Origin of the sequence: Mucilaginibacter lappiensis (assembly GCF_050433765.1) — a bacterium.
Taxonomy (GTDB): Bacteria; Bacteroidota; Bacteroidia; order Sphingobacteriales; family Sphingobacteriaceae; genus Mucilaginibacter; species Mucilaginibacter lappiensis_A.
On sequence record NZ_JBNPWP010000003.1, the window covers coordinates 471,017 to 486,399 of the forward strand.

Here is a 15,383-nt window from a genome sequence, read left to right on the forward strand (position 1 = left end):
AAAGGAGAGGGTTCAAAATTTTTAAGCATGTTGGAACGTGACGAATTAAAACGGTATAACCGGCAAATGATCTTGCCGGAATTAGGTATGCATGGCCAGGAAAAGTTAAAAGCCGCTAACGTGCTCATGATCGGTGCAGGCGGTTTAGGTTGCCCGGTGCTGCAATACCTGGCAGCTGCCGGAATAGGTACTATAGGGATTGTTGACGATGATGTAATTGATATCAGCAACCTGCACCGGCAGGTATTGTATAATACAATGGATGTGGGTAACCCCAAAGCCGTGGTTGCCAAACAAAAGCTGGAAGCTTTAAATCCATTCATAGTTATAAACGCTCATGAGGAAAGAGTAACCGCTGAGAATGCGGTAAGGCTAATCAGCCGTTATGACCTGATTATTGATGGTTCTGATAATTTCACTACCCGGTATTTAGTTAATGATACCTGTGTTGATTTAGGGAAAACACTGGTATTTGGCTCTATATTTAAATTTGAGGGTCATGTATCGGTATTCAATTACCAAAATGGCCCAAACTATCGCGATGTTTTTCCGGAGCCACCGGCTGATGATGAAGTGCCTAACTGTGCCGAAATAGGTGTAATAGGGGTTCTCCCGGGCATGATCGGGACTTATATGGCTAATGAGGTTGTCAAGATCATTTGTGGGATAGGAGAGGTGCTTTCGGGCAAATTTTTGACCTTGAACTCGCTTGATAATAGCATCAGCATTTTTAATATGGTCAGGCAAGAAAGGATAACGTCAAAAATAGCTTCGATTAACGTGGAAGAACCGGCAGCTAATTACGAAATAAGCATGAAGGTTTTAAACGAATGGATGGTGCAAAATCCTGATAAAGTTTACCTGGTTGATGTGCGAGAAGAATATGAATATGAGGATTATAACATCGGGGGCATCAATATCCCTTTGTATGAGTTAAATGAACAGGTGAACAATCTTCCGGTAGATAAAAAGCTGGTATTTTGCTGCCAAACAGGTCAGCGTAGTAAAATGGCTATTCATTTGTTAAAACCCGTTTATAAAGGCGAAATGTATAGTGTAAAGAACGGCGTTTTTTAAATGGGATAAAACATGGAAATATATAAATATCCTACAGTACTAACCATAGCAGGATCAGATAGTGGGGGCGGCGCGGGCATACAGGCCGATCTGAAGACCTTTAGTGCTTTGGGATGTTATGGAGCTTCGGCTATTACGGCAGTTACGGTGCAAAACACCGTGGGCGTGTCAGGTATCCATAGTATTCCTGCTGAAATTGTGGAGCAACAGATTCAGGCCGTTATGGATGATATTAAACCTATAGCTATCAAGATAGGGATGATACATACTACTGAACAGGCTATAACTATCGCAAATGTTTTAAAAATATATCCAGAAGTGCCTGTCATCTTTGATCCGGTAATGGTATCAAGCAGTGGTTATAAACTGATGGAGGATAGCACGATAAATATCTTGAAAAATGAGCTATTTCCCTTAGCGGCCTTAGTTACTCCCAACCTGGATGAGGCCATGTTAATAGCCGATATGAATATCAATAATATAGAAGATATGGAAGTAGCCGCTGCTTGTTTTTTGAAACTGGGGTGTAATGTGGTGTTAATAAAAGGCGGTCATTTAAAAGGAGTTGACCTTTATGATGTGTGCCTTGATAAAAATGGATGGAAACACAAATTCAGATCTGATTTTATTGATAGTAACAATACCCACGGAACCGGTTGTACACTTTCATCGGCAATAGCTGCCTATATGGCTTTGGGGAACGATATGCTGACTTCAATAGAAAAAGCCAAAAGCTATGTTCATAGAGCTATTGAACATGGTAAAGATGTAAGAACGGGCAGTGGCCATGGCCCGTTAAATCATTTTTTTGATCCGCAAAAAATGGTTAAGTATAAATCAGGACATATCGGATAATTCCGATATGGTTAGTGTAAAGTCATATAAACGAGGTAATTCCTGAGTTCCATTACAGAAGTTTTAAATTTGAATAATAATGTGCGACGTAATCTTAAAAAGATACTCTGCATGAAAAAATTCAAATAATGGACACTAAGCAATTAAAGAAAATAGCATACTCCGTTTTAGATCTGGCAAGCGTAAAAGAAGGTCACACTCCCGCAGATAGCTTTGCAAACAGCCTGGATTTGGCAAAACAAGTAGAAAAATTGGGTTATACCCGTTACTGGTTTGCCGAGCATCATAACATGATCAATGTAGCCAGTTCGGCAACTGCGGTGCTCATTGGGCATATTGCCGGTGGAACATCAACCATTCGTGTGGGTTCTGGCGGTATTATGCTACCCAATCATGCACCGCTGATCGTAGCCGAGCAATTCGGAACTTTAGCCTCACTATATCCCGGTCGTATTGATCTGGGTTTGGGGCGTGCACCGGGTACTGATCAGGTTACTTCAATGGCCATCAGGGGTGCCAACTTTAATTTACCCCATAATTTCCCCAAGGATATTCAAAAACTTCAAAACTTTTTTTCGGATGATAACTGGGATAGTAAAGTAAGGGCCATTCCGGGCGAGGGTTTGGATGTACCTATCTGGATTTTAGGCTCCAGTACCGATAGCGCCCGGGTAGCAGCAGCTATGGGCCTGCCTTATGCCTTTGCCAGTCACTTTGCACCAACTTATTTTATGGAGGCCATCAGTTTATACCGGGAAAACTTTCAACCGTCAGAACATTTGGATGAGCCCTATGTAATGGCCTGCGTAAACGTGGTTGCTGCCGATACGGAATCAGAAGCAGAACGGCTGGCAACATCGGTGCAGCAATTTTTCCTGGGTGTAATTACCGGAAACCGTAAACTTTTGCAGCCACCTGTTGAGCACATGAATAATGTTTGGAATATTAGTGAACGCTACGCAGTAAGCCAAATGCTGGCCTATTTATTTACCGGCGATCGTGAAAAAATAAAAAAAGAAATTCAAGCCTTTGTTGAGAAAACCCAGGTTGATGAAATAATGGTCACTTCGCATATTTATGATCAGGGAGCCAGGATCCGTTCGTACGAGGTTTTTGCAGAAGCATTGAAAGAAATTGGTGCTTCCGCTTTAGCCGCCCATTAATTAAACTCACGGTTTTTTTAACAAAACGCCCTTTGATCAATTGATCAAAGGGCGTTTTGCCAATGTACTTTCTGTATCAATGCACAGTATGCCCATCTGTTAAAATTATTCCATGGTGCGAATTATCTACGCCATTAGCAAAGCCGTTATCGTTGATGAACATTTTTTCGTTTTCAATTAAAAAATGCGTATTGCCAACCCTGAAATTACCTTTAATGGTCAATACCGCATCAGGGTGCTGAACGCCTATTTCGTTGCTAATGTGACTGGAAAGGCCGGCATATTCATGTTCATTTAACTGATAAACATCTAATACTGGTTCATGATGACCTGATTGGTACACCCAAACCCGGTTAGGATCAGTCTCTACATGAAAGCCAACGGTCCCTTCTTCTAAACGATTACCGCTTATCCTGATCAAGTCACCCGCCGGGGAAGATATATTGGCATCAATGGTGAGCACCTGATCTGCCATACCTTTTTGATGTTTGTAAAAAGACAGGATCTTTAAAAATTCGGTGCTTTTATCACCATCGGCAAGAGTTACAGTGTTTTGGCTGCTTAAAAATATGCTGGTGCCAAAAATGAATGCATGTTTCATAATGGTATAAACTATTGGTTTAATTGATTATATACTAAAGCACGCTAAACGCAAAATGTTTTAACCGGTTAATAAATTAACGGCTTGTTTATAGCTTCCATAAAAAACAGAAGTACCTTTACTTTCTGAATTTTTAGTGTTACATTGTTGTAACCTAAAAAATTATGAAGAGAAAAACATTTATCCAGTTAAGCACCACCTTAATGGCCACACCCTTATTATCATCACTCGGAGCATTGGCTCAACCTAAAAGATTAAAAAACTGGGCCGGAAACCTTACCTATAGTACCGATAATGTATTTTATCCAAAATCTGTTGAGGAAGTACAGCAACTGGTTAAAAAACACAGTAAGCTTAGGGCTTTGGGTACAAGACATTGTTTTAATACCATTGCCGATAGCAAGGATAACCTGGTTTCAACAAGAGACCTGAACAAGGTGGTAAGCCTTGATAAAAAGTTACATACCGTTACGGTTGAAGGTGGTATTAAATACGGTGAGCTTGCACCATATTTACATAAACAAGGGTTTGCTTTGCATAATTTGGCTTCGTTACCTCATATTTCGGTTGCCGGATCCTGTACAACGGCCACACACGGTTCTGGTATTAAAAATGGGAACCTGGCCAGTGCTGTAACTGCTTTAGAAATAGTTATAGCCGATGGCAGTGTGATCCATCTTTCAAAAGCCGCGGATGCAGAAAAGGTAAACGCTGCTGTAGTTGGACTTGGTGCTATGGGCATTATTACTAAAGTTACACTTCAAATAGTACCGACGTATATGATGCGCCAGCGGGTATTTACAAATATGCCTATGGCGCAGGTTAAGCAGAACTTTGAAAAAATAGTTTCTGCAGGTTATAGTGTTAGTTTATTTACCGACTGGCAAAATGATAGTGTTAATGAGGTTTGGATAAAAAGCCGCATAGATACTGATAAGGAAGAAAACGGCCCCGAGTTTTACGGCGCAAAGGCAGCTACAAAAAACCTGCACCCTATTATTGCGCTCTCTGCTGAGAATTGCACGGAGCAAATGGGCGTACCGGGTCCCTGGTATGAACGGTTGCCACACTTTAAAATGGGATTTACACCCAGTAGCGGTAAAGAATTACAATCAGAATATTTTGTGCCGCTGCGTCATGCTGTAGAAGCTATTCAGGCAGTTGCTCGGTTGGGCAAGCAGATAGGGCCGCATCTTTTTATAACAGAGATCCGCACCATTGCAGCTGATAAATTATGGATGAGCCCATGCCATGATCAAACTTCAGTTACCATTCACTTTACCTGGAAACAGGAAACCGAAGCGGTATTAAAACTATTACCCGTTATTGAAAAGGAACTTTCGCCTTTCAACGCCCGGCCGCATTGGGGCAAAATATTTACCATGTCGCCAAAGGTATTGGAGTCACGCTATGAAAAACTCAATGATTTCAAAAAGATCATAGCAGGATATGATCCGCATGGAAAATTCAGGAATGACTTTTTGAGCCGGGAAATTTATAATGTATAAATAGCTACCCGTTAGTTGTGGTCTTTTTTGATGGTAACTATCTGGTAGAAAGGTTGTTAAATTTATAAAATTGATTTATGTTTATTGATAATATTTAACCTCAACTTATCCATAAGTTTATGAAAATGAAAACCTGGGTTCTTGCCATTTTTTTGCTGCTTGTTGGCACAAATGGTTTTTGCTTTGATCAGGCGCCATCAAAGCCGGTACCTGATAATCCGGCCCCTGCACCCGCCGCCGTTAATGTTGTTCCTAAAACTTCGTATGTTATTGATGTGGCAGCAAGGAGGGTTGATAGTAGCTTTCACGCCCGCAAAAGGGCATATGCTGGTGATCTGATCCTGGTAGAGATCACTAATCCTATGGAATTTATGAATACACGGCCTGCCGACCGTAATAAGATAGTTTTATACGCTGAAGGGGTTCCGCTTCGTGGTATTACCTCTGATCTTTTTAATAATATCAGTAAGGCCGATTTTAAAACAACCGATTCGATCATGTGGATCACTTTCCAGTTACGACGGGATACTTCTACTAAAGCGGCATGGGATTACTTATACAAGCTTACCGGCTCCTGGTATCAGAACGAATTGAAAGTTCATTTATCAGTGGCCTGGGAGGGTATGTTGCCTGTTAAAGTATTGGATAAGAATAAGGCCAATACTGAACTGACTATCACCTATTTTAATTATACAGCGTTTATATGGATGACCATTATTTACCTGGTTTTGCTGATAGTTCTTGGCTATCTTATTGTCAACTCAGATATTTTGAGGGAAACCAAGAATGGTGCATACAGTTTGGCCCAAGCCCAATTGGCCTTTTGGACGGTTCTGGTGATCGGTGGATTTGTTTACTCACTTTTGCTGACAGAGATTCCGTCAACATTAAATACATCTATCCTTGTTTTACTGGGTATCAGTATGGGTACTAATGGCACAGCTCAGTATATTGATTATTTTAAGAAACAGAAGGCCGGTAAGACTTCTACGCCTAAAAAGTCAGTTGGTTTCCTGACCGATATTCTCAGTGATGGTAATACGATCAATATGCAGCGTTTTCAGATCGTAGCCTGGAACATCGTACTGGGGGTATATTATATTTTATACACTATTCATAATAAAACCATGCCTGTTATACCCGATGTGCTTTTATACCTGGCAGGTATAAGTTCATTTACATACGTGGCCGCAAAACCTACAGAGCCTAAATAAAGCAAATTCATTGCTGAGCTTAGCTTATATAAAAGCCATTAGTTTTTCAACTAGTGGCTTTTTCTATAATATTTAAACTAACTATGCTGTGTAGCTGATTTTCAAGTTAATATAAGGGAGAATGCCATCCCAGGGCATCTATATAAAGTTTGTAATACCACAAGTTTTTTACATGGCAAAACATTAAAAAGGAATTGTTTTAAATACATTTATGCAATTGTTCCAAGCAATCCAATTATAATTTAAAATGAATAAGCCATTAGTAATTACAGTGGCCATATTATCCTTATGGACATATGGCGGCAACCTCCATGCACAGCAATCTGCCCGTGCAAACAAGCAAGTTAAAATCCCGTCCTCTGGAAAAAGTGAATGGGTTTACCCCGGTAAGGATGGTAAACTTATTTACAAAACAACACCCGCTGGCGACAGGATCATGGATTTTTCGCATGCGGGTTATATGGGCGGCGGTGTAGCCCTCCCCGCAGTTCCGGTTAAATATACGGTTAAGCCTTCGGGTAGTAATGACGATACGGAGGCTATTCAGGCAGCCATTAATGCCGTATCGGCCATGCCTTTGCAAAATGGTTTTAGGGGAGCTGTATTATTACTGCCGGGTAAATTTACCTGTTCGGGTACCCTTACTATGGCAGCCAATGGCGTTGTGCTGCGGGGCAGTGGTAGTGATAAAGGAGGAACAACTATTTTTATGACGGGCGGCAGACATGTTGCTTTTGCCATTGGTATGGGCAGGAGTAACCAACTGCCCGGAGAAAGCGCGGTTCCCGAGGCCAGTCCTCTATTTGGCACTGCCTCAACAACCATAAGCGATGCTTATGTTCCTTCGGGCGCGGTTTCTTTTACTGTAGCAGCTATAAAAGGTTTTCGGGTTGGTGATATTATAGAAATTCAAAGACCTGTAACAGAGGCATGGATCCGCCTGATGGGAATGGATAACCTGGTACGTGATGGCAAGCCACAAACCTGGATAGGTAAAAGCCGGACTTTGATCATGCAGCGAAAGATCACCGCGATTACAGGTAATAAGCTTTATGTTGATGTTCCTCTTGCCGATTCATATGATGCCAAATATTTAACCCCTCCGGGTACCAGGGTACTGAAAGTAAAACCCGCGGTAAGGGTTACCCAATCAGGTGTGGAAGACTTGCGTGTACAGTGCCCACCGCTTGAAAGTTCATATGGCAACGCCCCTTATTCTGGGATCCGCGTGGCCGGGAATGATTGCTGGGTAAAAAATGTGTTTTTTGAAGAAACAATGAATACCACCGTTTTTGCAGGTAACCGTATTACCATGCAGCAGGTTGTGATCAAACACACTTATCCTAACCTGGGGGCATCAAAACCTGCAGATTTTAGTTTTGAAGGAAGCCAGAACCTGGTTGATCGTTGTGAAAGTACAGGAGGAAATACCTATTTTGTATGGACAAGCAGTTTGATAGCTGGCCCCAACGTAGTGCTTAACAGTACGTTCAGGGGGTATGGGAGCAGGCTGCAGCCCCATCAGCGTTGGGCTACCGCTTTGCTGGTAGATAATTGCACTTTACTTGAAGGGGGTATCGACTTTTTAAACCGTGGGGTAGCCGGTTCTGGTCATGGTTGGACGATGGGGTGGGGAGTGGCCTGGAACAATATCGCTAAAACCTATATTATCCAAAACCCTCCCGGTGCCGTTAACTGGGCTATTGGAAATATTGGGGAAAGGTTACAGACCGCCCGTTTATTTGATACTGGGCCGGTACTGGCTGATGGCAATTATGATTCGCATGGAATACCAGTGGCTCCTCAAAGTCTTTATCTGGCCCAGTTAGCAGAGCGTTTAGGGGTACAGGCATTAAAGAACATTGGCTACGCATCCAATAGTCAAAGTGTGTTTCATAATAAACATATACAACTTTTGCCGCCTTTACGTAAAGAAACGGACCCGGTTTTGGGAGAGGACCTTGCCCTGCACCGCCCGGTTTCGGCAAGTAATATCAGAGGAACAACAAAAAGTTTTTTGGGGGAGCGGGCATTAGACGGAGACCCCAAAACGTATTGGGCTACAAATGATAATGTAACCAGCGCCACATTAGAGCTGGATATGGAGAACCCTGTGGAAATTAATGCGGTGGCACTTAGTGAAGTGAAGGAACTGGGGCAGCGTATACAGGAATATAAAGTAGAAGGGCAGGTAGATAGTGACTGGAAACTACTGGCTCAGGGAACCAGCATAGGTGAACATAAGATGGATAGATTCCCTAAAACAACCGTTTGGAAGGTTAAGGTCACTCTACTTAAAGCAAATGCATTCATCGCGCTAAAAAAGGTAGGCCTGTATCTGGAGAAAGCACCAAAGTAAAAGCATAAAAAAACAGCACGCTCATTTGAGAGTGCTGTTTTACTTTCATTGATAGTGTGTTGATCTTAATTTTCAATACCATTAACCCTGGTTAAAGGTGTTGGTGCGTTTCCCCAGGTATCATTATAGTAAATCAAATTCTGTACCTGTATGTTAGTAGACTTTTTAAGTCCTATTATTGATTGATTGTCCTGCGCGCGTACTGCTTTTACCGCCGAGATCTTTGCATCAATTACATCGTCAAAAAATAGGGCATATCTGCTGTCTCTTTTCTCATAATTAAACGTACAATTGCTTACCGAAAGCCCATTTACATGTCGGGCCCATAAGCCGTATGAAGGTTGGATGTTCAGGTTCGCAACATTGTACTGCCCAACACCCAGCTCGGGCGGCACATTGGTGGTATCTGTTACCGGGTTTCCGCCTTTTACAAGGAAATGCACATCATCAAAAACAACATTTTTAATATAGCCGGTATGCTTGCCATTAGGCAGTTTAAAATCAAGGCCACCGGTAACGTCAGCAGCATCAGGTAGTTTGTAACCAGCAATAATAGGTGTTGCCTTCCGCTGTGTGCCATCATAAGGTTTCCACCTTTTGCCACTGTATGAACTGCCGTTATAAACTTCGTAAACATCTAAACCTTTCAGGTTAATGTTTTCCACTTCACCTATGTTTACATTTTTAACCAACAGTTCATCATGTTTTTTGCCGTTTTCAGTAAATACATACCTGCCGGCTTCGGCGCCAATAACACGGCCCCGGTTTGAGATGGATATAAAAAATGGTGTGGTAGCCCTGTACATTTTTGAACGCTCACGAATAGGGCCGGTGCGACCGCTGTTAAGATAAATATCTTTTACATGCGCACCGTCGTTGGTCGAAATGGAAAATCCCGCCTTGTTAGCGCCCAGTACATAAATATTATCAACATATACCTGAGTAATATCATCCACCGTTTCTGAACCTATTTGAATGAGGTTACAGTTGGTATCGCCAATGATATTACGAACCATGTAATTACTTGCCGGCCGGGTAAAGCCCAAAGAACAATCCGAGCCAGGTTTCACCACATCATCAGAGCTAACCCTTGAAAATATATTGGTAACCGTTACATTGTTACACTCCATAAAATCATACACATCGCGCACATTGGTTTGATTGTTTTTGCAGATATAGGTATCGTGGATATTGATGCCATCGGTACCCGTAGCCAGCAATGCGAAATGCCCGGAACGGTCAATCTTTAACATGTGGTCACTATCTTCTATTTTTGAACCATCCTTGCCAATATAATAGGGCTCGTCTTTTGCCTCATCATACCACAGATCTTCCTGGTGGTAAATGCCGCCAATTTCAATATGCGTACATAGTTTAAGTGAAAACATTTTATCACAACGGCTATCTGGTGCGTTTTTCATCACATTATCCCCGTTAACTAAACTGCCATTCCCGTTGATCTGACCGTTGCCTATAATTTTAATATTATCCAGTCTTTCACCAAAAAACATAGCGTTTTTAAAATAATGATGACCAACATCCTGCTTAGTCATATAGTTTTCGGGATCAGCATAAGGGCCTGCATCAGTAGGGGACAGTCCTGATCGATATTTTTTATCGCTAAACCAGGTCGATTCCGGCGCGTCTCCACCTTTTAATCCATTAATGACAGCGTCTTTTTCCAGGTACAAGTACACATTGCTCATTAAATGAGCGGTACGTACCATATAAATGCCCTTGGTAAACAGCAGCGTGCCGCCCCCAAGTTGATTAAGATATGCAATGGCGCGGTTTATACCTTCCGTATCATCAGTACCGCTGCCGGTTACTCCAAAGCTTTTAATATCCATTTTGCCGGAGTAAAAGGAAACGGGATTCGAAAAACCCTTATGCTCACCATCTTTAACCCGAAGTTTAAAAGTGTACAATTTATTTGGTGACAGTCCCGAAACTGAAGCTGTAGCAGTTTTTGGATCAATTTGCGCTGATGCTGCCGACCATGTTTTACCCCCGTTTGCAGATTGCATTAATTGTATGCCCCGGGTATTACCACCCTGACCCCACTTAAAGTTTGCCCTGGTATAGGTGGCAGGTGTTTCCTTGTATTGCATGGCGCTGTCAGGTATCCGGGCAAAGTCCGAAATGGTACTTGTTGCGGTTAGGGTAGCTGTTTCTGAACCTGTGCCGGGGCTTGTCAGTATCTCTGGTTTGGATGTGGTATAAGAAGCGTTGAACAGGTATTTCCCAATTTTTTTAAGGTTTACATGGGCGATCATTATTTTAAGATCGGCACCGTTTGCCGGTCTGAGATCAAGATGCCTGAATATAAGGTCTGAACCTGGGCCAGCCGATTTTGCTATCACCACATCGCCAACCCTGGAATAAGAATATTTTGTGCCTACCCGGCCAATAGATTGTGTGGCAAGTCCGCTTAATTTTACATCGCCCCGGCCAATAACATTTACAGTGGTATTATCCATAGTGATAGAGATACCCGCTGGAATATGAATTTTCACTGTTGCATCGGGGCTCCGCTGGCCTGCGGTAAAGTAGAGTGTCAGGTCATGGTTAGTATTCGCTGTTAATTTTGGCTGGGCTAAACTCAAGCGCCCGCTAAGTGCCATACGCTGAACCGAAATATAATAAGTTTTGGTTGACACACCTTTTAGCGGTGTCACCTTAAGACGGTCGCCGGTAATAATATTGCCTTCATTTTTTATTGTACCATCCTTATCCGTAACCGTGTATTTTTGAATCGATCCATCAGCAGCGGCTAATTGCTGCGGAAGATCTTTTACATCAACTTTTGTTGAAACCAGTCCCTGGTCTTCCGGCGTATCTACGGTAAACAAATAGGTACTACCTGTAATGAGCACCAGGGTATCATTTGTTATGCGGCCTATGTTTTTGGCATCCTTGCCAAATGTAATTGTACTACCCCGAGGGTGCGTTTGACTTTTAGCAGTTATTACTGGTATAGTGAAGCATAAAAGAGTGATAAATTTTAGCGTTAGTAACTTATTCATATTAATGACATAACAGTCTTGATTATCTGATGTTTAAAGTTTAATTTTATGAAATTATCCGGTATAACAGACTCGGGCTTTGCTCATAAATTTATAATGGTAAATAATGGGCGGACCCGATGCTTTCTAATGTGTGAAATTATATAAACAAATACTGAATTAAGATGCTGAATTGACCATCTATTCAATCATATTGACTTAACATATTAAACACGTGCGGGGAGGAGGAAAAGGGAAGAAGGGGTTGAAGAACATAGACTATTGTCTATCTGTGAGGTTTCTCCTGCCGCTTAATGAAGTTTTTATTAAAAAAAATAGGCGAAGATCATTTTAAATCTTCATGTTGGAAGTAGTTTTGCCACTTGTTATTTATATTTGCACATATATCTATTTTTAGAGGTATTAATTATGATCAAGTTATTTATCGTGGGCTTCCCGCGTGATATGGAAGAGATTGAACTCGTAGAATTGTTCAGCGCCTATGGAACAGTGCACACGATCACTATCATTACTGATAAGTTCACTGGTAAAAGCCTGGGTTATGGCTTTATTATGATGACAGATCAGGCGGGAGCAGACCGTGCTATTGCGGCAATGGATGGTGCTGAGATTGATGGACGTCAGATCAGTGTAAGGGTGGCTGTAGATAAGCGTGTGCCCGCCGAAAAGGCATATACCCCGGCACCTAAACCTAAATCGTATGCCCCTGAAACCAGCTATAAAAAAGTTGAGCCATCAGGTAATGCCCCTGAAGTTAAGAAGAAACGCCCGAGGAGGGCGGTTTAAGTCTGCCCGGATAAACAGCCTCTGTTTTTTACATTAATAATAAGCACTACAGCCGGGAAACTCCAGCTCCCGGAGAAAACACGCATAATGGCCCCGAACCATCTGGAACAATTGTGATCCGGCCTTATCATAACGGCTTTATTTTTTGATCATTATCTGAACCGATCCAATTCCGAACAGCACTTGTATCAAAAGCGAACAATTTAATTTTATATTGTTTCATAAGAGTTTGTAAGTCAATTATTTATGCTGTGGCACTCTAATTGAAAAACCTAATTTTTCTTTTGAATAAATTGTTTTCAGAAATGTATTTATACTATTTCTATTATAACCGTACCACGTTTTAAATAACAATCAATGATCAAGAACTATTTAAAAATTGCATGGAGAAATCTTATCAGAAACAAGGCTAGTTCCTTCATTAACATTGGCGGCCTTGCCGTGGGTATGGCTGTTGCCATGCTGATTGGTTTATGGATCTGGGATGAATTGTCTTTCAACAAATACCACCAAAATTATGATCGTATTGCCCAGGTAATGCAACAGATAACTTTTAATGGTGCTGTAAACACCGGTGAAACTATTTCGCTGCCGCTGGATGCAGAAATGCGCAAAAGTTACGGGAGCGATTTTAAACATATTGTGATGGTATCCTTTACTGACAAACATATTTTAATTGTTGGTGATAAAAAGATATCCTACCCCGGAACTTTTATGGGCGCCGAGGGCCCGGAATTGTTTACATTGAGGATGCTGAGAGGTACCCGTAACGGACTTAAAGGCCCCTCTTCCATACTAATTTCACAATCAGTAGCCAAAGCACTGTTTGGAGATACTGATCCTATAAACAAAATTGTGAGCCTTGATAATAAAGCATCCTTTAACATTTCCGGGGTGTATGAAGATCTGCCGCGTAACACTACTTTGCAAGATGCCACATTTATAGGCCCCTGGGAATATTACATCACTTCTCCCGGAAACGAAAGATCATTAACCGATTGGGGCGATAACTCCTTGCTGATGTACGTGCAAATAGCTGATCATGCAGATATGACCAGAGTTTCAGAAAAAATAAAAGACATTAAACTGAACAACATGAGTAAGGAAGACACCAAGTTTAAACCGGTAATATTCCTGCAACCTATGAGCAAATGGCATTTGTATTCTGAATTTAAGAATGGGGTTAATACCGGTGGTGCTATTCAGTATGTATGGTTATTTGGTATTATAGGAACATTTGTGTTATTGCTGGCCTGCATCAACTTTATGAACCTGAGTACTGCCCGCAGCGAAAAAAGAGCTAAAGAAGTAGGTATACGTAAAGCCGTTGGTTCATTAAGAGGACAATTGGTTGGTCAGTTCTTTTGTGAGTCGCTGTTGATTGCTGCACTCTCATTTACCCTATCGCTGTTATTGGTATGGCTTGCACTGCCCTGGTTTAATAATGTGGCCAGTAAAAACCTAACTATTTTATGGAATAACCCACTATTTTGGGTGGCCAGCATAGGTTTTACCTTATTTACAGGCATTATTGCCGGGCTTTATCCGGCTTTGTACCTGTCATCATTTAAACCGGTGAAAGTATTGAAGGGCACTTTCAAAGCGGGGCGTTTTGCAGCCATTCCGCGTAAAGTGCTGGTAGTGGTACAGTTCACCGTGTCGGTTATTTTAATTATCGGCACCATCATTGTTTTTAAGCAAATACAATTTGCCCAAAATCGTCCGGTAGGATATAGCCGGGATGGTTTGCTGAGTATTGAGGTTACAAATGATGACCTTCACAAGCATTTCAATGCGCTAAGAGACGATCTGCTAAAATCAGGGGCAATAACAGAAGTGGCAGAATCATCAAGCTCAACAACCGGGGTAAACAATAACAGGGGCGATATTAACTGGAATGGAAAAGATCCATCCCTGACATCCTTTTTTGGCTATATCGGAGTAACCTCAGGATATGGAAAAACTGTGGGATGGAAATTTATGGATGGCCGGGATTTTTTAAGCACATCTATTGCTGATTCACTGGCAATTGTATTGAATGAAACTGCTGTGAAGTACATGGGGCTTAAAAATCCGGTTGGAGAAACGGTTAAGATCGGAAAAAGAGGCTTAACTGTGATCGGTATAGTAAAAGATATGGTGATGGAATCGCCGTTTGAGCCTGTTAAACAAACCGTTTTTTATATCCGTCGCGATTCGTTCGATGATGTATTGATCAAGATCAACCCCAATATAAGCGCGCATGAGGCGCTTAGTAAAATTGAAGCAGTTTGCAAAACCTATTCCCCCTCCGTTCCATTTTCATACAAGTTTGCTGATGACGAATACGCGAAAAAATTCGCCACTGAAGAGCGCATTGGCAAACTGGCAAGTTCATTTGCTGGTCTTGCAATTTTTATTAGCTGTCTTGGCCTGTTTGGCATGGCATCATTTATGGCCGAGCAACGGTTTAAAGAAATTGGTGTACGCAAAGTATTGGGTGCAACTATCTTTAATTTGTGGCGTCTCATGACAAAAGATTTTGTAACACTGGTAATTATCGCGTTGTTCATTGCGGTACCTGTTGCTTACTATTTTATGCATGGCTGGCTGCAGCACTACACCTATCGTACCGGGCTTTCCTGGTGGATATTTGCGGTAACGGCAGCAGGCGCCATCGTTATTACCTTGCTTACGGTAAGCTACCAGAGTATCAAAGCGGCTTTGGCCAACCCGGTTAAGAGTTTAAGAAGCGAATAAACTGAAAGGATCAAAACGGCAAGTTTTTAGCTTTTAGGATTAGTTTTTAGGTTTT

10 protein-coding genes are annotated in these 15,383 nt (G+C 41.7%); 8 read left to right on the forward strand and 2 right to left on the reverse strand.

Translation table 11 applies throughout. The annotated features are described in order from the left end of the window. The first annotated feature begins 27 nt into the window (after nt 1-27). From moeB to M2273_RS12150, 3 genes are all read left to right on the forward strand, one after another. Nucleotides 28-1,077 carry a molybdopterin-synthase adenylyltransferase MoeB gene (gene moeB, locus M2273_RS12140; protein ID WP_429397096.1) on the forward strand — a complete coding sequence of 350 codons (1,050 nt, stop codon included), beginning with the start codon at nt 28-30 and terminating at the stop codon, nt 1,075-1,077. A 12-nt stretch (nt 1,078-1,089) separates the two neighbouring features. After that, nucleotides 1,090-1,932 (forward strand): bifunctional hydroxymethylpyrimidine kinase/phosphomethylpyrimidine kinase, encoded by an 843-nt coding sequence (thiD, locus tag M2273_RS12145; RefSeq protein WP_429397098.1) that lies wholly within the window; start codon nt 1,090-1,092, stop codon nt 1,930-1,932. A gap of 128 nt (nt 1,933-2,060) precedes the next feature. After that, nucleotides 2,061-3,095, forward strand: a complete 1,035-nt coding sequence (locus tag M2273_RS12150) for an LLM class flavin-dependent oxidoreductase (protein WP_429397100.1) — start codon at nt 2,061-2,063, stop codon at nt 3,093-3,095. A gap of 76 nt (nt 3,096-3,171) precedes the next feature. Here the strand turns inward: M2273_RS12150 and M2273_RS12155 are convergent, their stop codons facing one another. Next, on the reverse strand, nt 3,172-3,696 hold the full coding sequence (locus M2273_RS12155) for a hypothetical protein (RefSeq protein ID WP_429397102.1): 525 nt from the start codon (nt 3,694-3,696) through the stop codon (nt 3,172-3,174). Nucleotides 3,697-3,860: 164 nt separating this feature from the next. On the opposite strand from M2273_RS12155, the gene M2273_RS12160 reads away from it, so the two are divergent. The 3 genes from M2273_RS12160 to M2273_RS12170 all read left to right on the forward strand — a co-directional run bounded on the left by M2273_RS12160 (nt 3,861) and on the right by M2273_RS12170 (nt 8,777). Further along, entirely contained in the window at nt 3,861-5,204 is a 1,344-nt protein-coding gene (locus M2273_RS12160; RefSeq protein ID WP_429397104.1) for an FAD-binding protein, read from the forward strand. A 125-nt stretch (nt 5,205-5,329) separates the two neighbouring features. Continuing rightward, nucleotides 5,330-6,418 (forward strand): hypothetical protein, encoded by a 1,089-nt coding sequence (locus tag M2273_RS12165; protein WP_429397106.1) that lies wholly within the window; start codon nt 5,330-5,332, stop codon nt 6,416-6,418. 247 nt (nt 6,419-6,665) lie between these two features. Continuing rightward, the gene (locus M2273_RS12170) at nt 6,666-8,777 is read left to right on the forward strand and encodes a discoidin domain-containing protein (RefSeq protein ID WP_429397108.1); all 2,112 of its coding nucleotides are present in this window, start codon (nt 6,666-6,668) and stop codon (nt 8,775-8,777) included. A gap of 65 nt (nt 8,778-8,842) precedes the next feature. On the opposite strand, the gene M2273_RS12175 is transcribed toward M2273_RS12170, so the two are convergent. Next, nucleotides 8,843-11,803: an endopygalactorunase gene (locus tag M2273_RS12175; RefSeq protein WP_429397110.1), complete on the reverse strand. Its 2,961-nt coding sequence runs from the start codon at nt 11,801-11,803 to the stop codon at nt 8,843-8,845. A gap of 408 nt (nt 11,804-12,211) precedes the next feature. Here M2273_RS12175 and M2273_RS12180 point away from each other — a divergent pair, with 408 nt between their 5' ends. Then, complete coding sequence (locus M2273_RS12180) at nt 12,212-12,589, forward strand: RNA recognition motif domain-containing protein (RefSeq protein WP_429397112.1); 378 nt, start codon at nt 12,212-12,214, stop codon at nt 12,587-12,589. Between the two features lie 357 nt (nt 12,590-12,946). Next, entirely contained in the window at nt 12,947-15,328 is a 2,382-nt protein-coding gene (locus tag M2273_RS12185; protein WP_429397114.1) for an ABC transporter permease, read from the forward strand. Nucleotides 15,329-15,383: the final 55 nt, after the last annotated feature.

Coding starts and splice junctions, on each gene's coding strand:
- M2273_RS12185 (WP_429397114.1), top strand. CDS start 12,947: ATGATCAAGAACTATTTAAAAATTGCATGGAGAAATCTTATCAGAAAC.
- M2273_RS12160 (WP_429397104.1), top strand. CDS start 3,861: ATGAAGAGAAAAACATTTATCCAGTTAAGCACCACCTTAATGGCCACA.
- moeB (WP_429397096.1), top strand. CDS start 28: ATGTTGGAACGTGACGAATTAAAACGGTATAACCGGCAAATGATCTTG.
- M2273_RS12155 (WP_429397102.1), bottom strand. CDS start 3,696: ATGAAACATGCATTCATTTTTGGCACCAGCATATTTTTAAGCAGCCAA.
- thiD (WP_429397098.1), top strand. CDS start 1,090: ATGGAAATATATAAATATCCTACAGTACTAACCATAGCAGGATCAGAT.
- M2273_RS12165 (WP_429397106.1), top strand. CDS start 5,330: ATGAAAACCTGGGTTCTTGCCATTTTTTTGCTGCTTGTTGGCACAAAT.
- M2273_RS12180 (WP_429397112.1), top strand. CDS start 12,212: ATGATCAAGTTATTTATCGTGGGCTTCCCGCGTGATATGGAAGAGATT.
- M2273_RS12150 (WP_429397100.1), top strand. CDS start 2,061: ATGGACACTAAGCAATTAAAGAAAATAGCATACTCCGTTTTAGATCTG.
- M2273_RS12175 (WP_429397110.1), bottom strand. CDS start 11,803: ATGAATAAGTTACTAACGCTAAAATTTATCACTCTTTTATGCTTCACT.
- M2273_RS12170 (WP_429397108.1), top strand. CDS start 6,666: ATGAATAAGCCATTAGTAATTACAGTGGCCATATTATCCTTATGGACA.